Source organism: Jingyaoa shaoxingensis, from assembly GCF_014385005.1.
Taxonomy (GTDB): Bacteria; Bacillota; Clostridia; order Lachnospirales; family Lachnospiraceae; genus Marvinbryantia; species Marvinbryantia shaoxingensis.
On sequence record NZ_JACRSZ010000013.1, the window covers coordinates 87,843 to 110,702 of the forward strand.

Annotated in this window: 24 protein-coding genes; 22 read left to right on the top strand and 2 right to left on the bottom strand. The window is 40.8% G+C overall.

What is annotated here, in order from left to right; genetic code table 11:
• The first annotated feature begins 106 nt into the window (after window positions 1–106).
• The 3 genes from H8716_RS12610 (at window position 107) to H8716_RS12620 (ending at window position 3,092) form a co-directional block, all read left to right on the top strand.
• Window positions 107–1,759, top strand: coding sequence for an N-acetylmuramoyl-L-alanine amidase (locus H8716_RS12610; protein ID WP_249309327.1), 1,653 nt, complete (start codon window positions 107–109; stop codon window positions 1,757–1,759).
• A gap of 83 nt (window positions 1,760–1,842) precedes the next feature.
• Window positions 1,843–2,502: a YczE/YyaS/YitT family protein gene (locus H8716_RS12615; RefSeq protein WP_249309328.1), complete on the top strand. Its 660-nt coding sequence runs from the start codon at window positions 1,843–1,845 to the stop codon at window positions 2,500–2,502.
• 2 nt (window positions 2,503–2,504) lie between these two features.
• On the top strand, window positions 2,505–3,092 hold the full coding sequence (locus tag H8716_RS12620; RefSeq protein WP_249309330.1) for a DUF4317 family protein: 588 nt from the start codon (window positions 2,505–2,507) through the stop codon (window positions 3,090–3,092).
• Between the two features lie 131 nt (window positions 3,093–3,223).
• Here H8716_RS12620 and H8716_RS12625 read toward each other — a convergent pair whose 3' ends face one another.
• Window positions 3,224–4,450 (bottom strand): pyridoxal-phosphate-dependent aminotransferase family protein, encoded by a 1,227-nt coding sequence (locus H8716_RS12625; protein ID WP_117448804.1) that lies wholly within the window; start codon window positions 4,448–4,450, stop codon window positions 3,224–3,226.
• Between the two features lie 513 nt (window positions 4,451–4,963).
• Here H8716_RS12625 and asnS point away from each other — a divergent pair.
• From asnS to H8716_RS12720, 19 genes are all read left to right on the top strand, one after another.
• Complete coding sequence (gene asnS, locus H8716_RS12630) at window positions 4,964–6,355, top strand: asparagine--tRNA ligase (protein WP_249309331.1); 1,392 nt, start codon at window positions 4,964–4,966, stop codon at window positions 6,353–6,355.
• A gap of 24 nt (window positions 6,356–6,379) precedes the next feature.
• The gene (gene vanR, locus H8716_RS12635; protein WP_249309333.1) at window positions 6,380–7,075 is read left to right on the top strand and encodes a VanR-ABDEGLN family response regulator transcription factor; all 696 of its coding nucleotides are present in this window, start codon (window positions 6,380–6,382) and stop codon (window positions 7,073–7,075) included.
• Window positions 7,065–8,309 carry a sensor histidine kinase gene (locus tag H8716_RS12640; RefSeq protein WP_249309334.1) on the top strand — a complete coding sequence of 415 codons (1,245 nt, stop codon included), beginning with the start codon at window positions 7,065–7,067 and terminating at the stop codon, window positions 8,307–8,309. Before vanR ends, H8716_RS12640 begins: the two co-directional genes overlap by 11 nt.
• 11 nt (window positions 8,310–8,320) lie before the next feature.
• Window positions 8,321–9,226, top strand: coding sequence for a class B sortase (srtB, locus tag H8716_RS12645; RefSeq protein WP_249309335.1), 906 nt, complete (start codon window positions 8,321–8,323; stop codon window positions 9,224–9,226).
• A 29-nt stretch (window positions 9,227–9,255) separates the two neighbouring features.
• Window positions 9,256–9,981: an NAD-dependent protein deacylase gene (locus H8716_RS12650; RefSeq protein WP_249309336.1), complete on the top strand. Its 726-nt coding sequence runs from the start codon at window positions 9,256–9,258 to the stop codon at window positions 9,979–9,981.
• A 12-nt stretch (window positions 9,982–9,993) separates the two neighbouring features.
• Window positions 9,994–10,185 carry a DUF951 domain-containing protein gene (locus tag H8716_RS12655; protein ID WP_249309337.1) on the top strand — a complete coding sequence of 64 codons (192 nt, stop codon included), beginning with the start codon at window positions 9,994–9,996 and terminating at the stop codon, window positions 10,183–10,185.
• Window positions 10,186–10,211: 26 nt separating this feature from the next.
• On the top strand, window positions 10,212–10,841 hold the full coding sequence (locus H8716_RS12660; RefSeq protein ID WP_249309339.1) for a hypothetical protein: 630 nt from the start codon (window positions 10,212–10,214) through the stop codon (window positions 10,839–10,841).
• 162 nt (window positions 10,842–11,003) lie between these two features.
• Window positions 11,004–11,291 carry a 30S ribosomal protein S6 gene (gene rpsF / locus H8716_RS12665; protein ID WP_117448847.1) on the top strand — a complete coding sequence of 96 codons (288 nt, stop codon included), beginning with the start codon at window positions 11,004–11,006 and terminating at the stop codon, window positions 11,289–11,291.
• Between the two features lie 15 nt (window positions 11,292–11,306).
• Window positions 11,307–11,756 carry a single-stranded DNA-binding protein gene (locus tag H8716_RS12670; RefSeq protein WP_249309340.1) on the top strand — a complete coding sequence of 150 codons (450 nt, stop codon included), beginning with the start codon at window positions 11,307–11,309 and terminating at the stop codon, window positions 11,754–11,756.
• A gap of 23 nt (window positions 11,757–11,779) precedes the next feature.
• A complete protein-coding gene (gene rpsR, locus H8716_RS12675; RefSeq protein WP_117448796.1) occupies window positions 11,780–12,043 on the top strand; it encodes a 30S ribosomal protein S18 in 264 nt (87 codons plus the stop codon).
• A gap of 294 nt (window positions 12,044–12,337) precedes the next feature.
• Complete coding sequence (gene cas12a / locus H8716_RS12680) at window positions 12,338–16,180, top strand: type V CRISPR-associated protein Cas12a/Cpf1 (RefSeq protein WP_249309341.1); 3,843 nt, start codon at window positions 12,338–12,340, stop codon at window positions 16,178–16,180.
• Window positions 16,181–16,747 carry a type V CRISPR-associated protein Cas4 gene (gene cas4 / locus H8716_RS12685; protein ID WP_249309342.1) on the top strand — a complete coding sequence of 189 codons (567 nt, stop codon included), beginning with the start codon at window positions 16,181–16,183 and terminating at the stop codon, window positions 16,745–16,747.
• A gap of 1 nt (window position 16,748) precedes the next feature.
• Window positions 16,749–17,717 carry a type V CRISPR-associated endonuclease Cas1 gene (cas1, locus tag H8716_RS12690; RefSeq protein ID WP_249309343.1) on the top strand — a complete coding sequence of 323 codons (969 nt, stop codon included), beginning with the start codon at window positions 16,749–16,751 and terminating at the stop codon, window positions 17,715–17,717.
• Between the two features lie 78 nt (window positions 17,718–17,795).
• On the top strand, window positions 17,796–18,071 hold the full coding sequence (cas2, locus tag H8716_RS17895; RefSeq protein ID WP_249309345.1) for a CRISPR-associated endonuclease Cas2: 276 nt from the start codon (window positions 17,796–17,798) through the stop codon (window positions 18,069–18,071).
• Between the two features lie 427 nt (window positions 18,072–18,498).
• A complete protein-coding gene (gene rbsK / locus H8716_RS12700) occupies window positions 18,499–19,407 on the top strand; it encodes a ribokinase (RefSeq protein WP_249309347.1) in 909 nt (302 codons plus the stop codon).
• Window positions 19,408–19,575: 168 nt separating this feature from the next.
• Window positions 19,576–20,010, top strand: a complete 435-nt coding sequence (locus H8716_RS12705; RefSeq protein ID WP_249309348.1) for a hypothetical protein — start codon at window positions 19,576–19,578, stop codon at window positions 20,008–20,010.
• Between the two features lie 116 nt (window positions 20,011–20,126).
• Entirely contained in the window at window positions 20,127–20,537 is a 411-nt protein-coding gene (gene tnpA / locus H8716_RS12710) for an IS200/IS605 family transposase (protein ID WP_283243126.1), read from the top strand.
• A gap of 54 nt (window positions 20,538–20,591) precedes the next feature.
• Window positions 20,592–21,848, top strand: coding sequence for an RNA-guided endonuclease InsQ/TnpB family protein (locus H8716_RS12715; protein ID WP_249309349.1), 1,257 nt, complete (start codon window positions 20,592–20,594; stop codon window positions 21,846–21,848).
• A 183-nt stretch (window positions 21,849–22,031) separates the two neighbouring features.
• Entirely contained in the window at window positions 22,032–22,337 is a 306-nt protein-coding gene (locus tag H8716_RS12720; protein WP_249309350.1) for a hypothetical protein, read from the top strand.
• A gap of 73 nt (window positions 22,338–22,410) precedes the next feature.
• Here H8716_RS12720 and H8716_RS12725 read toward each other — a convergent pair.
• A partial coding sequence (locus H8716_RS12725; protein WP_249309352.1) for an IS66 family transposase occupies window positions 22,411–22,860 on the bottom strand: 450 nt, incomplete at its 5' end.

Sequence of the window (22,860 nt, forward strand, 5' to 3'; positions counted from 1 at the left end):
CTGCTGTTCACAGAGTGTGGACAGCAACAAATGATGTCCGGAGCGTTATAGGATGTGAAATGACATAAACTAAATGGGAGAAGAGACAGAATAGGAGATCTTATATATGAAAAAAAGAAATGTATATGCAGTTACAGTGGCGTTCTGCCTCTTTAGTGCAGCGCTGGGAAGCAGTGTGCTGGCAGCAGGCGGAACCAGACATTTGGTTGGAATTGGAGAGGGCGGAACTTCTGTGGCAGAGCCAGAGACGACAGTCGGAGACGCAGAAAAGAGTACAGAAGCTGCAACAGAGAAGCTCAATGGCTGGAAGGTTGCAATTGATCCGGGGCATCAGGGCAGCTGGGTGGATATGAGTGCTCAGGAGCCGTCGGCACCGGGATCTTCTGAGACAAAGGCGAAAGCCACCACAGGAACCACCGGAAAGTTCAGTGGATTAAATGAATATGAATTAAATCTGCAGGTATCGCTTTTATTAAGAGACGAACTGGAGGATCGTGGCTATGAAGTGGTGATGACCAGAGAAGACCATGATACTGCCATCAGCAATAAAGAACGTGCAGAGCTGGCTGCAGCGGAAGGTGCGGATATTCTGGTGCGGATTCATGCCAACGGCAGTGATGATACATCCGTGAATGGCGCACTTGCCATGGTGCCGTCTCAGAGTAATCCGTATGTTGGATATATGTATGAGGAATGCTATGAACTGGGAGAAGATATCTTAAAGGCCTATTGTGAAAGCACAGGGATCGCAGATGATGGAGTGCAGTATTACGATAACATGTCCGGCATCAACTGGAGTACCATTCCGGTGACGATTCTGGAAATGGGATTCATGAGCAATCAGAACGATGATCTTCTGATGGCAGATGAGACCTTTCAGCCAGTGATGGCAGAGGGAATTGCCAATGGAATAGATGATTATTTCGAAGATAAAGTGCCAGTAAAGAAGGCAGAGGAACAGACTGAGAATACATCACAGAGCGAGCAGGAAACAGATACGAAGAACAGTAGTACGACAGAGACCGTAACATCATCTGCGGATATGGACAGAATTGAAAATGAACTGGCAGAGGATCTGGCAGTTCGTGCCGGAGCCGGTGAGAACTGGTCAGCAGCAGTCGTGGATTTAAATACAGAAGACAGCTGTACGGTGAACAATCAGTCTATGCAGGCAGCAAGCCTGATTAAGCTGTTCATCATGGGTGCAGTGTATGACAGTTATGACAGTCTGACAGCGGTTTATGGTGAAGATCAGATACAAAGCCTTTTGTCAGATATGATTACGGTGAGCGATAATACAGCAGCCAACACCCTGACGAATTATCTGGGAGACGGAGATGATGCCACAGGCCGCGGGGTGGTAAATGAATACTGTGCATCCAACAGCTACGAGAGTACCAACATGGGACGTATGCTGCTGGCACCGGCAGATAACGGGGATAATCTGACTTCGGTCAGTGACTGTGCAGAATTCCTGCGTAGAGTATATAAGGGAGAACTGCCTCATGCAGAGGAGATGCTGGGATTTCTGAAGAATCAGCAGCGTACACACAAGATTCCGGCAGGTCTTCCGGAAGGCGTGGAAAGCGCCAATAAAACAGGTGAACTGGATACGGTAGAGAACGATGCTGCAATTGTATTTGCGGATATACCGTATATCCTGTGTATTATGTCAGAGAATCTGTCTGATGTGGGAGCGGCGCAGAGTAACATTGCAGGGATTTCTTCCGATATGTATCAGCTCATAGAAGAAAAATAGCAGATATACGAGAAAACAGACAATTTCCATAGGATGCAGGGAAGATCTCCATGGAACAACAAAAGGAAAAGGAAAAGAGGAGAATGATGAAAAATTTACTGAGTGGATTTATTGGAAAGAAGAATTTCTGGCCAAGACTTTTCATTGCTTTGCTGGCAGTTCTGAGCATGGGCGTGACTTTATCTTTCCTGATACAGGTAAATCTGGGAACGGACCCATGTACGCTGATGAACCGTGCTGTTGCAGCAAAGCTGCATATGAGTCTGGGCAACTGGCAGGCACTGATGAATATTATTTTGCTGGTTATCGTACTGATCTTTGGTGCAACGAACTTTGGATTCGGTTCCTTATTTAACATGTTTTTAATAGGTTATACAATAGATTTTTGTACCTGGCTGTGGAATCGGATTCTTCCAATGGAGATGTTTCAGTTATGGAGTGTACGGATCGGAGTGCTGATTCCGGCAATCATTTTATTTGTATTGTCCGCAGCTCTTTATATGGATGTGGATATGGGAACAGCACCGTACGATGCCATTCCATATCTGATTTCTGTAAGACTGCCGAACGTACCGTTTCGAACCATTCGTATTGCATTCGATCTGATTGTGACGCTGATTGGATGGATACTGGGAGAGACACCTGGAGTAGTTACGGTGTTAATGGTACTCATGCTGGGACCGGTTATCAGCTGGATGGGAGAATGGCTGGCAAAACATTTTGAATTGTTCCGGGAGTTGTAGACATGCAGAAAATTAACAGAGAAGATATGCTGGAATTGACCAGACGAATGACTGTGAAGCGCAACTGCTTTCACAGAATAGCAGGAGCCTATCTGGATGCAGACGGATTCATTGACGGCACTTTCAATATCCATTTTCAGAAGCTGTCTTCAGCAGATCAGGAGAAGAATCTGAAGATAGCCAAAGCCATTCCTTTTTCAGAGACAAATGAAGAATTAAAATTATACCATTTTTCAGAAGAAGCGAAAAAACCGGGCAATGTCTGGAGCGTACTGATGGAACTGCGCAACAGTGAATTAAAAAACGATGCTCTGTTGGAATCCTTTTATGAATTCGTGTCAGATCAGTACAGCGCATCCGGAGATTATGCTATCTATATGTTTTACGGAAGCTATGATGTGCCGGTAAAGGCAAAAGATAAAGAAAGCCTGTGGGATTCAGAGGAAGTGTACAATTTCCTAATATGTGCCATCTGTCCGGTATCAGGAGATTATGAACCGGGGGATGCCAGATGTGGCTTCCTGTTCCCTGCGTTTACCGATCACAGCAGCGATCTGTATGGCATCGATGTGTTTCATGCAAAACTATGAGAAACACGCTCCGCGAGTTTCTCAAGTTATCGCGGCAGTCGCCAAGGTCTTGTGCAAGCACAGACTTTGGCTTGTTGCTCGCGTAAATAAAAAAATCCGGGGGATTTAAAATCCACCCGGATTTTTTCGTCTTATGCGTTCTTGTAAACCTGAAGTGCTGCAGCAACTGCCTCGCCGGCCGGTACTTTTACGCCGTTGTCGATCAGGACTGCTTCGATAGCACCTAATGTGAAGAGAATGTTTCTCTTCTGGCTGGAGTAACCCATGTTACCAATACGGATGATCTTGCCATCCAGAGGACCAAAAGAGGTAGCCATCTCGATACCGAAGTCACGCAGGGCCTGTCCGCGAAGAGTCGGTCCATCGATGCCTTCCGGAATGCAGATAGCAGTTACACATGGCATTTTGTGCTTCAGATCACCGAAGATCTTCAGACCCATTGCCTGCAAACCTGCACACAGAGCCTTATCATTCAGGGCATGACGTGCAAAACGTTCCTGCAGACCTTCCAGCATGATGCAGCGAAGTGCTTCATGTACAGCGTACTGCATGGAAGTTGCCTCTGTATGATGATTCAGGTGACGTGGGCTCCAGTAATCTTCCAGCTGTGCGATATCCAGATAGTTACTTGGAATCTGTGGAAGAGTACCATCGATATCACTGCTGGTACGGATACCTTTTTCAACTTTCTTTCTTTCATTTACGATCTTGGAGATCTTGTCATTGTATGTGATCAGTGCAGATCCGGATGGTGCGGAGATACATTTCTGGGTACCTGCGATACATCCGTCGATGCCCCATTTATCAACCGGGATATCAACACCACCCATGGTAGCAACCGTATCGACGATCAGCAGAGCATCATATTTCTTACAGATCTTGCCAAGTTCTTCCATTGGCTGCATCATGGAAGTAGAAGTTTCACCATGGATGCAGGCAACAGCTTTGTAGCCGCCCTTCTTTAATTCTTCTTCGATTTCTTCCGGATCAAAAACAGTTCCCCACTCTCTTTCCAGAAGTGTGATGTCAGCGCCGCATCTTTCCAGAATCTCGCTGAGCAGATATCCGAAACGTCCGAATGCAGGAATCAGAACCTTATCACCTGGGCAGATAGCGCCGGTCAGAACTGCTTCCAGACCACCACGGGAAGTGGTATCTACACAGTAAGTCTGTTTGTTTTCTGTCTGGAAAAGGATACGTGCCATTTCCTGAGTTTCAGCCATCAGATCAGTGAATTCCGGGTCAAACTGGCCAAGGATATGAGAGGACATAGCCTTTAATACACGAGGATCTGCTTCAACAGGTCCTGGTGTCATCAGTGTACGAGGAGAAGGATTGATTTCTTTAAAAGTCTTCATAATAATACTCCTTTATCTTGTTATATCTTGTTATATTAATGTATAGTGCTCATAACATGCGTTCCGGAAAAGCTTCCGAATCATTTTATGGATAGTATATACTGATCCCTTTTGAATTTCAATATGAAATCATGAAAAATCTTGGAAATTATGAATGAGAATAATGAAAAATACAGATAATAAAGGCATTTGAATAAATCACGCAAATAAAAAATGGAAATTAAAACTGGTTGACCACAAACAAAATATTAGACAGAATGAGGGAAAGTTGGTGTAATTCAGCTTGCACCGCATTTCAGAATAGGATATACTATGATTACAGTGTCAAAAAGTCAGATTTCATTTGTGCTCGCACAGGGTGAAATCTGACTTTGGGACACGCCGCGATATGAGCATAAAAGTGGAGCGTCAGCACCACGATATGCGAATATAGGGGACGAATTACGAGAGTGTGGTGCACGAAGTAATCCGTATAATCATTATAGAGGATTCTTTAAAAAGGAGTATGGAGATATGGACTTGATTACAGTAAGAGAAATCTATAGAAATAGAGAACAGTACCTGAATCAGGAAGTAACCGTAGGCGGATGGGTAAGAAGCATTCGTGATTCCAAAACATTTGGATTCCTGGTACTTCATGACGGTACATTTTTTGAGACACTGCAGGTAGTGTTTGCAGATCAGCTGGAGAACTTTGCAGACATCTGCAAATTAAATGTAGGTGCAGCCGTGATCGTAAAAGGAACACTGGTACCGACACCACAGGCAAAGCAACCGTTTGAGATTCAGGCATCTTCCGTAGAAGTGGAAGGAACTTCTGCACCGGATTATCCATTACAGAAAAAGAGACACAGTGTGGAATTCTTAAGAACTATTTCCCACCTGCGTCCTCGTACCAATATGTTCCAGGCAACCTTCCGTGTACGTTCCCTGGCTGCTTATGCGATTCATAAATTCTTCCAGGAGAGAGATTTCGTATACGTACACACGCCACTGATCACAGGAAGTGACTGTGAAGGTGCCGGCGAGATGTTCCAGGTAACAACACTGGATCTGAAAAATGTGCCGATGACAGAGGATGGAAAAGTAGATTATACACAGGATTTCTTCGGCAAATCCACCAACCTGACCGTAAGCGGTCAGTTAAATGCAGAGACTTTTGCACAGGCATTCCGTAACGTCTATACATTTGGACCGACTTTCCGTGCAGAGAATTCCAACACTGCACGTCATGCAGCAGAATTCTGGATGATCGAGCCGGAGATCGCATTTGCAGATCTGAAGGATGACATGGTACTGGCAGAGTCCATGCTGAAATATGTTATCCGTTACGTGATGGAGAATGCACCGGAAGAGATGGCATTCTTTAACAACTTTGTGGATAAGGGACTGATCGATCGTCTGAACAGTGTAGTGTCTTCTGATTTTGGTCATGTAACCTACACAGAAGCCATTGAGATTCTGGAAAAGAACAATGACAATTTTGATTACAAGGTAAGCTGGGGATGCGACCTGCAGACCGAGCATGAAAGATATCTGACTGAGCAGATCTTCAAAAAACCGGTATTCGTAACCGATTATCCGAAGGAGATCAAGGCCTTCTACATGAAGATGAATGAAGATGGCAAGACCGTTGCTGCTATGGACTGTCTGGTTCCTGGTATCGGTGAGATCATCGGCGGTTCTCAGAGAGAGGATGATTACGACAAGCTTCTGGCTCGTATGAACGAACTGGGAATGAAAGAAGAAGATTACAAGTTCTATCTGGATCTGCGTAAGTACGGTTCCACCCGTCATGCAGGATTCGGTCTGGGATTCGAAAGATGCGTGATGTATCTGACCGGTGTGGCCAATATCAGAGATGCCATTCCATTCCCAAGAACAGTAGGGAACTGTGAATTGTAACCAGAAAAGAAAGAAGAGGAAATTATGTCGGATAAGATACTTGTAGTAGATGATGAACGGGAGATTGCCGACGTCATCGGACTTTATCTTCAGAATGAGAATTTTGAAGTGGTCAAATGCTACAATGGAAAAGATGCTCTGGAGGCAGTAGAGAAGGAACATCCTTCTCTCGCCATCCTGGATGTGATGCTTCCGGACATTGATGGATTCACGATTTTACAGAAAATCAGAGAAAATTATATGTTCCCTGTGATTATGCTGACGGCTAAGACCGAATACATGGACAAGATCACAGGACTGACTCTGGGGGCAGATGACTATATTGAAAAGCCATTTAATCCCCTGGAACTGATGGCACGGGTAAAAGCGCAGCTTCGCCGTGTCACCAAATACAATGAAGGAACCAAGCCACAGGAAGATATCATAGATTTCGGCGGTCTGGTGATGAACCGCAGCACCCATGAGTGCCAGTTTAACGAACGGGAACTGACGCTGACACCGATCGAATTCGATATTCTGTGGATTCTGTGTGAGAACCGTGGACAGGTAATCAGCTCAGAGCAGTTGTTTGAACAGGTATGGCATGAGACATATTATAAACAGAGCAACAATACGGTAATGGTACATATCCGTCACCTTCGTGAGAAGATGGGCGGCTCTATGGGAAAGACAGACTTCATAAAGACCGTATGGGGAGTTGGATACAAGGTTGAAAAGTAACTATAAGAAGCTAAAGAGGACAATTCTGATTCGTACAGGGCTGGTGGCATTTCTGACACTGGTCATAGGGGAGGGGATTGTCCATTTTTTCATTGACGGTATCTTTCAGGATTTGTTTACGAACTTCATCATGGGGATCTTCACCAGCACCAATATGGATGCAGTGACAGCCAATGAGTGGTACGGCAGAATATTCATGGATCATAAGGATTTTTTCCTGATACTGGGATTTATTATTTTGTTTCTGATTTTTTACAATCTTCTGATCAAGCGAATGCTGCATTACCTGAGCAGTGTGGAAGCGGCAATTGATGCAATTCAGAGAGAAGATGATGAGCAGATTGTGCTGGTACCGGAGTTGAAGCCACTGGAAAATAAGCTGATGGCACTGCGGGCGACGCTGAAGCGTAAGGAGATGGAGACTGCTATCAGTGAACAGAAGAAAAATGATCTGGTCGTTTATCTGGCACACGATCTGAAGACTCCGCTGACTTCTGTAGTTGCCTATCTGACTATGTTGGATCAGAGAAAAACCATAGCCGATGAGGAACGGCAGAAATACATTCATGTTACCCTGGAAAAGGCAGAACGACTGCGGGAACTGATCAATGAATTTTTTGAGATCACCAAATACAACCTGCAGGATATTGTGTTGGAGAAGGAACAACTGAACCTGTCCATGATGCTGGAACAGCTGGCAGATGAAAGTTATGGTGTCCTGAGGGCAAAATATCTGACCTGTTCCATAGAGACAGATGATGATCTTATGGTACTGGGGGATCCGGACAAGCTTGCCCGTGTATTTGATAATCTGCTTCGAAATGCTATAGCTTACAGTTATACAGATACAGAGATCCAGATTGAGGCGAGAGCCAAGGGAATGGACATCGTCATTACATTCAAGAATCAGGGTCATGAGATACCGGAGCAGAACCTGAAAACCATTTTTGAAAAGTTCTACCGTGTGGACAATGCCAGATCCAGCCAGACCGGCGGATCCGGACTGGGACTGTCTATTGCCAAGCGTATCGTAGAATTACACGGTGGTATTATTGAGGCAGCAAGCGACTGGGAATGTACCACATTTACCGTTATACTTCCGGGAATCAGTAACCCGACGCAGAAGGTTCAGCCGCCAGAACAGCCAAAAGAAGAGGATCCAATGACACGTCATCAGAGGCTTGGAACAAATAAGAAGTCAGAAAGTGGGAAAAAGAATCGAAGAAAAGTGTAAGGGGGAAGTCTATGGCAAGAAGAGGACAGAGGCAGAAGAAAAAAGGCGGGATCGGGAATGTAATCAGTACACTGATCCTGTTAATTGCAATCGGTATTTTCTGTTTCGCTGCATGGAAGCTGGTGACCATCTATCTGGACTATAAGACCGGAGTGGATGAATACACGGCATTGGAAGAGTATGCAGACAATGAAAAAGTGACAGAAGGTCTGGAAGATTCCATGGATGCCAATGATACCATGGGAGATGAATGGGGAGATGCAGAACTGACGGAGCACAGTGGCAGCAGTCGGTTTGAGAGCATGGAAAATCCCATTGATTTTGACAGTCTACAGGAAATTAACCCGGATGTGATTGGCTGGCTGGAGATGGAAGCTGTGGATACCATCAATTATCCGATTGTACAGGGCGAAGACAATGATTATTATCTGCATCGGACCTTCCAGAGGACAGATAATTTTGCTGGTTCTATATTCATGGATTATATGAATAAAAGCAATTTTGGGCAGCGTAATACCATTGTATATGGACACAACATGAAAAATGGCTCTATGTTTGGCAGTCTGAAGGATTACCGGGATCAGGAAGTATACCAGAAAAGTCCGTATTTCTGGATCTATACACCGACCAGAATTTATAAATACGAGATTTTTGCATGTGCAGAAGTGGACAAGTTCGGGCAGGATTATCAGATTACCTTCCGGGATAAAGAAGACTTCCGGGAATTCATTTATCGTGCACAGGATCAGGCATTATATGATACCGGCGTAGATGTGGATTATACCGATACGGTAGTGACCCTGTCCACCTGTACAGGTAATGAGGCAACCAGGTTTATTGTACAGGGAAAACGAGTCAGAACCTACCAGGCGGTACCTAAAGCAGGTGGCTATGAAACAGAGGAACGGATAGACTGAGTTTTAAGGCAGGAAAGAGGGAATAACACATGGAAAAAGAAATTGAGACTTTACAGAAATGGATTCAGGAGAGCAGCAAAGTGGTATTTTTCGGTGGTGCCGGAGTCTCTACGGAGAGCGGTATTCCGGACTTTCGAAGTGTGGACGGGCTGTATCATCAGGAATATGATTATCCGCCGGAGACAATCTTGAGTCACAGCTTTTTCATGTATCATACAGAGGAATTTTATCGTTTTTATAAGAAAAAAATGCTGTGCCTGGATGCAAAACCTAATATGGCACACAAGCGTCTGGCACAGTGGGAAGCACAGGGACATGTACAGGCTGTGATTACCCAGAATATTGACGGGCTTCATCAGGCAGCAGGAAGTAAAGAAGTGCTGGAACTTCACGGAAGCGTTCTGCGTAATTACTGCATGAAATGCCATAAGTCTTATGATGCGGAATATATGCTTCATGCAGGAGGCGTGCCGACCTGTACCTGTGGCGGAACCATCAAGCCAGACGTCGTGCTGTATGAAGAAGGCTTAGATGATTACACACTGCGCAAGTCCGTGGAGTACATCTCTCAGGCAGAGGTACTGATAATCGGTGGAACATCACTGGTGGTCTATCCGGCAGCAGGACTGATTGATTACTTCCGTGGCAAACATCTGGTGGTAATCAACAAGAGCGTAACATCCAGAGATAAAAATGCGGATCTGGTAATTCAGAACAGCATCGGAAAAGTATTTGAAAGTATTGAAATTCAATAGCAGGAGATGAAAATGGAACGTTTACAGTATGACGTAGGTGATATAGTAAAACTGAAAAAGCCACATCCATGCGGCAGCCAGGAATGGGAGATCCTGAGAGTGGGAGCAGATTTCCGGCTGAGGTGTCTGGGATGCGGACATCAGGTCATGGTATCCCGGAAACTGGTAGAGAAAAATACCAGAGGACTGACAAAGAAAGAATAACAGAAAAAGAAAAGGAGATTGCAATTATGAAGAAAATGATGAAAAGAACAATATCCATATTACTGGCAGTAATGATTATGGTAACAGCCATTCCGGTAATGGCAGCAGAAACCTATTATGACATACACACAAGTGAGACGAATCTGTTGATTCCGGGTACTTATGAAGATTATAATATCGGATCAGTAGGAAAGGCGAAAGCAACTGTAAAATCCAGTAATACCAAAATTGCGACAGTGAAGGTAAAAAAAGGTGTAATCTGGGTTCATGCAAAAAAGCCTGGTAAGGTAACCATTACAACCAAGATTAGAAAGAAAACCTATAAAACAAAACTTACGATTCTGAAATATGAAAATCCTATTTCATCTGTAAAAATTGGAAAGACAACAATAAAAGGAAATCGCTTCAATAAAGCAACTACTATATACTTGAGTTATTCCAAATACCAGAACAAGAAGCAGAAAATAAAACTCAATCTGAAAAAAGGCTGGAAATTGAGAACAATATCTTATTCACAGAGAAACTGGAATAAGGACAAGGCATTAAAGAACGGTGGATCTGTGAAGATATCCGGAGGAAAAGGATTTTATCTTTGGGTATGTGCAGAAAATACGAAACTGAAACGTACACAGTATATAAATATCGAGTTTAAATAAAAGACAGGGAATAACTGTTTTTATCAAAAACAATATTTGATTTTTTACAGAAAGTGCTTGATTTCAGGCACTTTCTGTGCTAAAGTATATATTCGTGATATATTTCAATTCCTTGCTCCTTTTTCGGAAAGGGGCCAGAGACCACAAGGAGGTGCAAAACGCATGAACAAGTATGAATTAGCAGTTGTTGTCAGCGCAAAGCTTGAGGACGACGCAAGAACAGCTACCGTAGAAAAAGTAAAAGAGTATATTACACGTTTTGGCGGTACAATTACGAATGTTGACGAATGGGGTAAGAAGAAACTTGCTTACGACATTCAGAAAATGAGCGAAGGTTTTTACTATTTCATTCAGTTCGACGCAGAGGCTACTTGCCCGGCAGAACTGGAAAGACATGTTCGTATTATGGAAAACGTTCTCAGATATTTGTGTGTTAGACAGGACGCATAATAAGAGGAGATCAGAATGAATAAAGTCATTTTAATGGGTCGTTTAACGAGAGACCCGGAAGTTCGTTACTCAGCAGGCGAGAATGCTACCGCAGTAGCAAGATATACATTGGCTGTAGACCGCAGATTTAAACGTGATGGAGAAGCAACCGCAGATTTCATTCAGTGCGTTGCATTCGGTAGAAGCGCAGAATTTGCAGAGAAATATTTCCGTCAGGGAATCAAGATCGCGGTTACCGGTCGTATCCAGACAGGAAGCTATACCAATAAGGACGGAATGAAGGTCTACACAACAGACGTTGTTGTAGAAGAACAGGAATTCGCTGAGAGCAAGAATGCATCCGGAGCATCAGAAGGCGGCTATAGTGCAGCACCGTCACCGAGCAGACCGACACCTAGTGCCGCAGCAGGAGACGGATTCATGAATATACCGGATGGTATCGATGAGGAGCTGCCGTTTAACTAGAATTTCGATAGGAGGTAAGAATCATGGCTTACAATAGAAGTGATAGAAGCGACTCTCCAATGAAGAGAAGAGGCGGACGCAGAAGAAAAAAAGTTTGTGTATTCTGCGGTAAAGAAAATAATGAAATTAACTATAAGGATACAGCCAAATTAAAGAAATACGTTTCTGAAAGAGGAAAAATCCTTCCAAGAAGAATCACAGGAACATGTGCAAAACATCAGAGAGCTCTTACATCTGCAATCAAGAGAGCACGTCACGTTGCACTGATGCCATACGTACAGGACTAATCAATAGTCTCACGTAGAAGAACATAAAAGAACCCCTTAGAGACTGCAAGAGCGGTGGCTGAGGGGTTTTTATAAAACACTTTTGCGGTTGGCAGATAATATGTCAGAATTTCTACTGTTGTAGATTATATATATTTGTTAAAAAGTAGCACCTTATGAGGTGTTATTTTTTTGATAAATAGTATAAATTATAACATATATATAGAAAAGAATTGAAAAAATATTAGGAATAAGATACACTGAAAAGAGAGAACAACAGCAATAAATAAAAAATTATAGGGGGAAAACAACAGGATGGAAGGTAAACGTTCTTTTGAGAAGAATAATCAGAATATGTATAATCGATATAGAGAGTTGATTGGTTTAAGCAGTTCAAGTAAAACACTACGGAACAGTTTGATACCGGTTGGAAGTACTTTGAAATATATACAGAAACATGGTATTTTGGAAAAGGATACTCTAAGAGCAGAAAAAAGAGAAGAACTGAAAGCAATCATGGATGATTACTATAGGAATTATATTGATGTACATTTAAGAGATGTTCATAATATTAACTGGTGTGAGTTATTTGATGCGTTGGAAAAAGTGAAGAAGAAGCAGACGGATGTTACAAAAAAGCAATTAGAAAAGATCCAGGAGAAGAAGCGCAAAGAGATTTACCAATACTTATCAGATGATGCAGTGTTTTCAGAAATGTTTAAAGAAAAAATGATTTCTGGAATTCTGCCAGATTTTATCCAAACAAATGGAGAATACAGTGAAGAAGAAAAAAAGAAGAATCTGGAGACAGTTGCATTGTTCCATCGTTTTACCTCGTCATTTAATGATTTTTTTTCAAATAGAAAAAATGTTTTCGCGAAAGAAGCCATGGTCACTGCTATTGGGTATCGAGTTGTGCATGAAAATGCAGAGATCTTTTTAGAAAATATAGTGGCTTTTCAAAACATTCAGAGAGATGCAGAAAGCCAGATCAGTATCATAGAGAGAAAAAACGAAGACTGCTTTATTGAATGGAAATTATCACATATTTTTATAGTAGATTATTATATGATGCTGATGACGCAGAAAGAAATCGAACATTACAATGATATATGTGGTGTAGTAAATCAATATATGAAGGAATATTGCCAGAAAGAAAAGAAAAACTGGAACCTGTATCGTATGAAGAGGTTACATAAACAGATTTTAAGCAAAACTTCTACATCTTTTGAAATTCCGGGAAAGTATGATAATGATGCAGAAGTATATGAGGCCGTCAACAGATTCCTGCAAAATGTTATAGATAAAAAGGTGATGGAACGAATTGCTGTATTAAAAAACAGCACAGATAGTTTCGATTTGAACAAGATCTATATCACAGCGCCTTATTATGAAAAAATATCGAATCACCTGTGTGGCAGTTGGAACACACTTACCGATAGTCTGACACATTATTATGAACAACAGATAGCCGGAAAGGGCGAGCGGAAAGCTCAAAAAGTGAAGGCTGCAGTAAAAGCTGATAAATGGAAATCATTGTCAGAAATAAAACGGTTATTGGAAGAATATGCAAGCACAGAGGAAATCAAAAGAAAACCCGAAGAGTATATTGCAGAGATTGAGAATATTGTTTTGTTAAAAGAAGTACATCCTTTAGAATATCATCCAGAAGTGAACCTGATTGAAAATGAAAAATATGCTACAGAAATAAAAGATGTATTAGACAATTATATGAACCTGTTTCACTGGATAAAACGGTTCTATATAGAAGAGACTGTAGAAAAAGAGGTAGACTTTTACGGTGAACTGGATGACCTGTACGAGGAGATAAAGGACATTGTGCCGTTATATAATAAAGTGCGAAATTATGTGACACAGAAGCCGTATTCTGATACCAAAATAAAATTGAATTTTGGCACACCGACACTTGCAAATGGCTGGTCAAAGAGCAAGGAATATGATTATAATGCGATTTTGCTTCAAAAAGCAGGAAAATATTATCTTGGAATTTTTAATCCTGCACAAAAACCAGAAAAAGAAATCATAGAAGGGCATTCACAGCCTCTTGGAGGAAAAGAATATAAAAAAATGGTATATTATTATCTTCCATCAGCTAACAAAATGCTTCCTAAAGTCCTGCTCAGTAAAAAAGGCATGGAAACCTATCTGCCATCAGAGTATATCATCAATGGCTATAAAGAACGCAGACATATAAAATCAGAAGAAAAATTTGATCTGCAGTTTTGTCATGACCTAATTGATTATTTCAAATCTGGAATAGAGCGAAATCCAGACTGGAAAATATTTGGATTCGATTTTTCTGATACAGATACCTATCAGGATATCAGTGGCTTTTATCGTGAGGTAGAAGAACAAGGATACAAAATAGACTGGACTTATATAAAAGAAGCAGATATTGATCGTTTAAATGAAGAGGGAAAACTTTATTTATTTCAGATTTATAATAAGGACTTCTCGGAAAAAAGCACTGGGAGAGAGAATCTACATACCATGTATCTGAAAAATCTGTTCAGTGAAGAAAATGCCAGAGAACAGGTGCTGAAATTAAATGGGGAGGCAGAGATCTTTTTCCGTAAATCCAGTGTAAAGAAGCCGATTATTCACAAAAAAGGCACTATACTTGTGAACCGCACGTATATGGAAGAAATGCATGGAGAAACTGTAAAAGCGAACATTCCGGAGAAAGCGTATCAGGAAATTTATAATTACATGAATCATAGATTGAAGGGAGAACTATCGGCAGAAGCAAAGGAATATTTGAAAAAAGCAGTCTACCATGAGACGAAAAAAGATATTGTGAAAGATTATCGCTACAGTGTGGACAAGTTTTTTATTCACCTTCCAATTACAATTAATTACAGGGCTTCAGGAAAAGAAGCGTTAAATTCCGTTGCACAGAGATATATTGCGCATCAGAATGATATGCATGTGATTGGTATAGACAGAGGGGAACGGAACCTCATCTATGTATCTGTTATCAATATGAAGGGAGAGATCATAGAGCAGAAATCTTTCAATGTGGTAAATAAATATAATTACAAAGAAAAGTTAAAAGAAAGAGAACAAAATAGAGATGAAGCCAGAAAAAACTGGAAGGAGATTGGGCAGATCAAGGATTTAAAGGAAGGATACCTGTCAGGAGTGATACATGAAATAGCTAAAATGATGATAGAATTTCATGCAATCATAGCGATAGAAGATCTGAATTATGGATTTAAACTGGGGCGCTTTAAAGTAGAGCGACAGATTTATCAGAAGTTCGAAAACATGTTGATTCAAAAGCTGAATTACCTCGTTTTCAAAGACCGTCCAGCAGATGAAGATGGTGGCGTACTGCGTGGTTATCAGTTAGCCTATATTCCGGATTCTGTGAAGAAAATGGGAAGACAGTGTGGAATGATTTTCTATGTTCCAGCTGCATTTACTTCAAAGATAGATCCAACTACCGGATTTGTGGATATATTCAATCACAAGGCATATCCAACCGATCAGGCAAAGCGTGAATTTATCTTATCGTTTGATGAGATTTGCTATGATGTAGAAAAACAGTTGTTTCGATTCAGCTTTGATTACGCAAACTTTGCTACACATAATGTGACACTAGCCAGAAACAACTGGACTATTTATACCAATGGAACCAGAACACAGAAAGAGTTTGTTAATGAACGTGTGCGTGATACCGGAAAAGAACTGGATCTGACAAAAGAAATGTCGAACATATTGGAAGCGGAAGGTATAGAGTTTCGGTCAGGACAAAATCTTTTACCGGAGTTGGAAAAAGTAAGCAATACAAAACTGTTCTGTGAATTGCAAAGAATAGTCCGTTTTACTGTGCAGCTACGTAACAGCAAAAGTGAGGCGGTAGATGATGAGTATGACCGGTTGCTCTCCCCGGTATTAAATGAAGAGGGAAAATTTTTTGATTCTTTTAAGTACAGAGATAAAGACGATGAGGAAGAAAAGATTCTGCCGGTAGATGCCGATGCCAACGGTGCATACTGCATTGCATTAAAAGGCTTATATATCATGCAGGCTATACAGAAAAACTGGAGTGAAGAAGAGGTATTATCACCAGATGTCTTACGATTAAATAATACAGATTGGTTTGATTATATACAGAATAAAAGGTACCGATAGATGGAAGATCTGATTATCATTTCGAATTTAAATGATTTTATATTCTGCCCGGTTTCCATATATTTTCATAAATTATATGGAAGCCAGGACAACCTGCTATATCAATCATCCGCACAGATAAACGGAACGAAAGCTCATGAAACAATTGATGAGAAAAAATATTCGACCAGAAAAAGTGCTATGATGTCACTGGATGTTTATTCGGAAAAGTATGGTTTGTGTGGAAAAATTGATTTATATGAAAGTGACAAGAAAAGGCTGATTGAAAGAAAAAAGCATGTCAGACAGATTTATAAGGGATATATTTTTCAGCTATATGCGCAGTATTACGCCATGACAGAAATGGGATATGAAGTGAAAGAACTTTATATACGAAGCATGGATGATAATAAAAATTATAAGATAGCATTACCTGAAAAGGATCCCAACATGCTGCAAAAATTTGAACATTTAATAGAAGAAATGCGAACATTCAATTTGGAAACTTTTTACCAGACAAACATAGAAAAGTGTAAAAACTGTATCTATGAGGATGCCTGCGACAGATCCTTAAACAGAGGAGAATAAGATGTTAAATGCCAATGATTTCAAGAAAAAGCAGATTATATTTTTATTTACTAATGCAGGAGAGAAACTTTCATTCTCTAATGATAATATTGTGGTAAAGGACAAAGAAGGAAAAATAAAATATCAGTCTACTTGTTATCGATTATTTATGATATGTGTAATTGGAAATATATCAATCACCAGTGGACTGATACAGAGAAGTAAGAAATTCGGATTTTCTATTTGCTTAATGAGCACGACATTTAAGGTGTATGAGGTACTGGGTTCAAGAATGGAAGGAAATACGTTATTGCGTCGTCACCAGTATGATTATGACGGAGATGAGATCGGTAGAAAAATTGAGCAGAATAAAATCAAAAATCAGGCTCAGGCATTGCGGAATATCAGACGTAAGACAGAATATTTAAAAGAGGGAATTCAGTTACTGGATGATATTCAGATGCAGTTGGAAGAGAATCTGGAATATCTTGAAATCATGGGGATAGAAGGAAATGCAGCCAGAGTATATTTCCCAAGGATGTTTGATAATGTACAGTGGAATGGACGAAAACCTAGAATCAAAAATGATTACATTAATGTTACATTAGATATTGGATACACTATACTTTTTAATATTGTAGATGCTATGCTGCAAGTGTATGGCTTTGATACTTATTATGGTGTATTTCATAAATGCTTTTATATGAGAAAGTCGTTGGTATGCGATATTATGGAACCGATGCGTCCGATCGTGGACTATGAGATCAGAAAAGCAATTAATCTGGGTCAGTGTAAAGTGGACGATTTTGATGTATATGATCAGAGATGGTGCCTCAAATATAAAAAAAATCCAGAATACATACAGTTTCTTATGAAGGCAATTTTAGAATATAAAGATGATATTTTTTTGTATGTGCAACAATACTATCGATATTTTATGAAGAGAAGAAGTGTAGAAGAACTACCCATATTTTTACTATATAAGGTGTAAAATACGAAACACGTTTGATGTGTAAGGCATAACATCTAAAATATAATGATGAAATTGTTGTTTGAAGGGAGACATAAAATGATTATAGTGAGTTATGATATATCCGATGATAAGTTGCGGGTAAAATTTGCAAAATATTTGTCACGATTCGGACATCGAATTCAGTATTCTGTTTTTGAGATTGACAATAGCCAAAGAATCGTAAATAATATAGTAAACGATTTGAAGAACAAATATGAATCTAAGTTTGCTCAGACAGATAGCGTAATCATATTCAAAATGTCATCCAGTTGTGAAGTAATGCGGTTCGGGTATGCGAAAAACGATGAAACGGATTTCCTAATTATAACTTAACGCAAACCTCAGTCTTAATAAAAGAAAAAGAACATATTGCCTAACCAGATGTGTGCAAATGTGATAAAAGAATGAGTTTAAATAAGAAAAATAGCTTCAAAATTGTGAATATTCACGATGTAGGAGTTAAGCAATATAAAAGAATTTCTACTAATGTAGATCGGACTTCATCAGCGAATCCATACTGGTTAAGCAATATAAAAGAATTTCTACTAATGTAGATTCCCGTTATAACAACCTTTTCAATACATTGTTAAGCAATATAAAAGAATTTCTACTAATGTAGATAGCAAGAGTCATCATAACGCATCACCTAGTTAAGCAATATAAAAGAATTTCTACTAATGTAGATATCTCATCAAATGTCTTGATTGCTTCAGGTTAAGCAATATAAAAGAACTTGATGGGTTGTAAGGAGTTTTTCATAATGGGTAAGATTTTAGTAATCGGAAGTTTGAATGTCGATATGGTAATGAAGGTGGATCACATGCCTGTAGCAGGGGAGACGATTCTCTGTGATGGTATGAAGTTAGTTGCCGGTGGGAAAGGTGCCAACCAGGCCTGCGCAGCGGGAAGACTTGGCACGGATGTAATCATGCTGGGAGCCATCGGAAATGATGCTTATGGTGAGATGCAGCGTCAGAGCCTTCGGCAGTCTGGGGTGGATGTATCCGGATTGCTCACAAAAGAGAACGTAAGCACCGGAACAGCATTTATTACAGTAAATAAAGAAGGGAATAACAGCATTGTGGTGGTGCAGGGAGCAAATGCACAGTTTACACCTGAAGATATTGAAGCACACCGCAATCTGATTGAGGAATGTGAGATTGTGATCCTTCAGCTGGAGATTCCAATGGATACGGTTCTTTATGCAGTGAAGCTGGCCAGAAAACTGGGGAAAATTGTGCTTCTGGATCCGGCACCGGCACCGGAGCATTTCCCGGAAGAACTTTATCAGTATATAGACATCATCAAGCCAAATGAATCTGAATTATCACGTCTGACCGGCATTGCAGATGCACAGAACCATCTGGAAGAAGCAGTGCAGATCTTAAAAGATCACGGTGTGAAAAATGTTCTGGTTACTTTAGGCGGTGAAGGTGCATATCTGGATGCTGAAAATAAGACGGCAGTTCATATCCCGGCGAAAAAAGTGAAAGTAGTAGATACTACGGCAGCGGGAGATTCTTTCACGGCAGCACTGGCAGCTATGATATTAGATGGAAAAACACTGGAAGAAGCAGCAGAATTCGCCAATCAGGTGTCTGCGATTGTAGTAACAAGAGAAGGGGCGCAAGACTCTATTCCGACATTACAGGAAGTCTTGAAAAAATAAAGCTTATGAATCCCATATATCATTGATTCTAAGTGCAGTGTATGTGGGATTTTACTATGTAGTAAGTAAATGAGGCTGTACATCGATATTTAACCCGGAATTAAAATTCGTAACTGTGGAACAACAAAATAGATATTTACAGGCAACGGTAGTTGGGAATTGAAATGAATGGAAAAGTTTGTAATGAATGGGTATTTTTTTGTGTTAACGACAATTGATCTTTTTGTTTTATGCTTTATGTGCATTCTCACACATCTGAGTGAATCGCTTAGTAAAAAACAAAAGCGTGGTTTTTTTTTGGCTTATCTTTTAATCGCAGGGATTTCGATATTGGAAGTTGTTACCCTTGCAGTGGACGGCTTGCCGTCAGGTTATCGCTGGCTGAATATTGCAGCCAACTATCTGGGATTTGGTCTGTCACCGGCAGTGGCGATCTGTCTTGTGTATGTCCTGGACAGAAAAACAGCCTTTCGACGTAAGATCGGGATAGCGATTTGTTGTGAAATAGGATATTTGATGTTTCTTTTTAGGACAATAAGCGGGAATCCTCGGCAATTCAATTACCGAGATGAAAGCGCAGGATTGTGCATATCTGCACAGTGAAAATAATATAATAATCTCCCGGCTCTTGATATGAATGCTGTAACTGACATATAATCAATCGAAAATATGTTCGAATATTTGTTGTGTGTTTCTACTCATTATGTTATACTATATGCATGAAAGAAAATCTAATACATTACAGGATTTGTGTGTGTAATATCAACTACCATATGGTATGGTCAGTGAAATACCGGAGGAAGATATTAAAACCAGAAATCGAGGAATATCTTCAGGAACTGGTGCAGCAGATTGCTGAGAATAAGGGGTTTACCGTTCATCTGTTCGAATGTGGCGAAGGTGATCATGTCCACTGCTTTGTATCAGCTCCACCGAAGCTGTCCATAACAGCAATCGTTAAGTATCTGAAGGGAATCACCGGCAGAAAACTGTTCGAACGTTTTCCAGAAATAAGAAACCAGCTATGGAAGGGAGAGTTGTGGAACCATTCCTATTATGTGGAAACGATCGGATCTGTATCTGAGGAAAATATCCGCCGTTATATTGAACATCAGAGCAAGTCGTATTAATTTAAAGCGGACTGTGAATATCAGTTCGCGTGACTGTCTGAAGGGGAGAGAGGAATGCTGCTGTCACATAGAACATCTGTAAAAATCCGGCCGGAATATTCCAATATCATAGGACATATGTGTTATGCAGCATCCAAACTCTGGAATATCTGCAACTACGAACGGCGTCATTATAAGGAACTGGGACTGGAAAAGTATCCTGACTGGTATTATCAGAAAAAAGTACATAAAGAAAATCTGTGGTATAAACAGCTTCCGTCACAGACAGCGCAGGAGACCTGCAAACAGCTGGATAAAGCATGGAAATCATTTTATGTACTGAAAAAGACCGGAGGGATCAACGAACCAAATCCGCCCCGTTTTAAACAGGACAATATACCGGTCACATACATGCAGATGGGGATCCGGCATGAGAAAGGTTCAGACCAGCTGCGGCTGTCTCTGCCAAAGGAGCTGAAAAGCTACATGGAAGAAACATACGGGATCCATGAAAAATTTCTATATCTTGAAAATAAGATTTTCAGGGACATGGATCGTATAAAACAGCTGCGGATCTATCCACCGGAAAACGGAACATGCGATCTTATTGTTATCTATGAGATTGAAGAGCCGGAAGAGCTTTCCCAGAATGGACATTATTTATCTATTGATCTGGGACTTCATAATCTGATGACCTGCTATGATTCTGGAAATGGCAGGACTTTTATCCTGGGAAGAAAATATCTTTCTCTGGAAAGATATTTTCATAAAGAGATAGCCAGAGTACAGTCTGTATGGTATGCGCAGCAATCGGAAAGAGGAATAAAATACCCAAAATCATCGAAACATATTCAGAGACTTTACAGGAAAAAGCAGAATACAGTAAAGGATTACCTTCACAAAGTGACCAGATGGATTGCAGAATATTGCAGAAAAGAAGATATCCGCTGTGTGGTTGTGGGAGACATCCGAAATATCCGTAAAGAAAAAGATATGGGGCATAAGACCAACCAGAAGTTCCACGGACTGCCATATAACAGGCTGTATATCATGCTGGAATATAAACTGAAACTGTATGGAATACAATTGATAAAACAGGAAGAAAGCTATACCAGTCAGTGTAGTCCGTTATCACCGGAAGTATCAAAAAAATATGCAGAAGCGTCAAATCGAAAAGAGCGGGGTATGTATATAACTGGCGGAGTAAGATTTAACGCAGATACAGTAGGCGCATTTAATATCCTGCGGAAATATCTTTCCGTATCCGGAAAGCAGAAGAAACTGTCCGTAACCGGACTGAAAAATCCAGAAATAATAAAAGTAGCTGCATAGCCGAAAGGTAAGCAGTATTGGTGTCATGGACGCACCCTGAAAAAAGGCGGCATCTCGCCAGATTTCAGATGCTCTGGCAACTTAGTTGCCGAGTAGTTCACTTCTATCCCACACGGAATGGTATTTTCCGTGAATGCAGATAATATTTATTCACGAGGCCCACATTTTTGCATATATGTCATCATGTATTTTGGGGCAATTTTGTACCTTTCAGCATCTACGATTGTCACTGCCAGGGAGTATCAGAACCGCAGCAGACTGCTGATCTATCCACTGATTCTTTTTGTGATGGTGGAAACAACCATCCAGGTGGCGCTTCCTGAACTCCACGTTACCTGGTTATGTGTAACGTTGCTGTCGGTATTGTATTTTATTTATTGTAATGAGATGTGGAATCAGCTGGATTCACTTACCGGACTCTTAAACCAGAACAGCTATCTGAAGCAAACTGGTGGGGGACGATGTAATGGAGGAGTACTTGTAGTGTAAGCGCAAAATATTGCTACGTTACTCGTAAATTACGTTTGCACCAAAATGATAGATGCAAGCGTTTTACTTTATTTTAGTTTTGACAGTTCATTTTCGCAGTCTCGCTCCATGGAGCAAGTTGTTCCAGCTGTTCATCTGACATTTTATCGTTTGGCCGTTGTGATAAGAGATATGTCAGATATTTATAGGTATTCAGATCATTCGCTTTTGCCATCTCAACTATTGTATACACAATAGCACTAGCGGTGGCTCCTTTAGGACTGGCGCTGAACAGCCAGTTCTTCCGGCCAACAGTGAATGGTCTGATTGCATTCTCGCTAAGATTGTTGGATAAACTGCAATGACCGTCTTCCAGATAGGTCATCAGGGTGTCTTTCCGATTTTGGGCATAGTTCACCGCTTTCGCCAAACGGGTTCCCTTGTTTGGGCGCTGTTGATCCAGCCAATTCCAGAATGCCTCCAGTATCGGCTTCTCCTTTTCAAGACGAAATTGTTTTCTCTTCTCCGCAGTGTGATTTTTTGC

What these genes read in the sequence shown, in the direction of transcription:
- rpsR (WP_117448796.1), top strand. Translation starts at nt 11,780, where the DNA reads ATGGCTTACAATAGAAGTGATAGAAGCGACTCTCCAATGAAGAGAAGA.
- srtB (WP_249309335.1), top strand. Translation starts at nt 8,321, where the DNA reads ATGGCAAGAAGAGGACAGAGGCAGAAGAAAAAAGGCGGGATCGGGAAT.
- H8716_RS12705 (WP_249309348.1), top strand. Translation starts at nt 19,576, where the DNA reads ATGGAAAAGTTTGTAATGAATGGGTATTTTTTTGTGTTAACGACAATT.
- H8716_RS12625 (WP_117448804.1), bottom strand. Translation starts at nt 4,450, where the DNA reads ATGAAGACTTTTAAAGAAATCAATCCTTCTCCTCGTACACTGATGACA.
- H8716_RS12650 (WP_249309336.1), top strand. Translation starts at nt 9,256, where the DNA reads ATGGAAAAAGAAATTGAGACTTTACAGAAATGGATTCAGGAGAGCAGC.
- H8716_RS12720 (WP_249309350.1), top strand. Translation starts at nt 22,032, where the DNA reads ATGTATTTTGGGGCAATTTTGTACCTTTCAGCATCTACGATTGTCACT.
- tnpA (WP_283243126.1), top strand. Translation starts at nt 20,127, where the DNA reads ATGAAAGAAAATCTAATACATTACAGGATTTGTGTGTGTAATATCAAC.
- rbsK (WP_249309347.1), top strand. Translation starts at nt 18,499, where the DNA reads ATGGGTAAGATTTTAGTAATCGGAAGTTTGAATGTCGATATGGTAATG.
- cas1 (WP_249309343.1), top strand. Translation starts at nt 16,749, where the DNA reads ATGTTAAATGCCAATGATTTCAAGAAAAAGCAGATTATATTTTTATTT.
- H8716_RS12715 (WP_249309349.1), top strand. Translation starts at nt 20,592, where the DNA reads ATGCTGCTGTCACATAGAACATCTGTAAAAATCCGGCCGGAATATTCC.
- cas2 (WP_249309345.1), top strand. Translation starts at nt 17,796, where the DNA reads ATGATTATAGTGAGTTATGATATATCCGATGATAAGTTGCGGGTAAAA.
- H8716_RS12670 (WP_249309340.1), top strand. Translation starts at nt 11,307, where the DNA reads ATGAATAAAGTCATTTTAATGGGTCGTTTAACGAGAGACCCGGAAGTT.
- H8716_RS12615 (WP_249309328.1), top strand. Translation starts at nt 1,843, where the DNA reads ATGATGAAAAATTTACTGAGTGGATTTATTGGAAAGAAGAATTTCTGG.
- H8716_RS12610 (WP_249309327.1), top strand. Translation starts at nt 107, where the DNA reads ATGAAAAAAAGAAATGTATATGCAGTTACAGTGGCGTTCTGCCTCTTT.
- vanR (WP_249309333.1), top strand. Translation starts at nt 6,380, where the DNA reads ATGTCGGATAAGATACTTGTAGTAGATGATGAACGGGAGATTGCCGAC.
- H8716_RS12655 (WP_249309337.1), top strand. Translation starts at nt 9,994, where the DNA reads ATGGAACGTTTACAGTATGACGTAGGTGATATAGTAAAACTGAAAAAG.
- asnS (WP_249309331.1), top strand. Translation starts at nt 4,964, where the DNA reads ATGGACTTGATTACAGTAAGAGAAATCTATAGAAATAGAGAACAGTAC.
- cas4 (WP_249309342.1), top strand. Translation starts at nt 16,181, where the DNA reads ATGGAAGATCTGATTATCATTTCGAATTTAAATGATTTTATATTCTGC.
- H8716_RS12660 (WP_249309339.1), top strand. Translation starts at nt 10,212, where the DNA reads ATGAAGAAAATGATGAAAAGAACAATATCCATATTACTGGCAGTAATG.
- H8716_RS12620 (WP_249309330.1), top strand. Translation starts at nt 2,505, where the DNA reads ATGCAGAAAATTAACAGAGAAGATATGCTGGAATTGACCAGACGAATG.
- cas12a (WP_249309341.1), top strand. Translation starts at nt 12,338, where the DNA reads ATGGAAGGTAAACGTTCTTTTGAGAAGAATAATCAGAATATGTATAAT.
- rpsF (WP_117448847.1), top strand. Translation starts at nt 11,004, where the DNA reads ATGAACAAGTATGAATTAGCAGTTGTTGTCAGCGCAAAGCTTGAGGAC.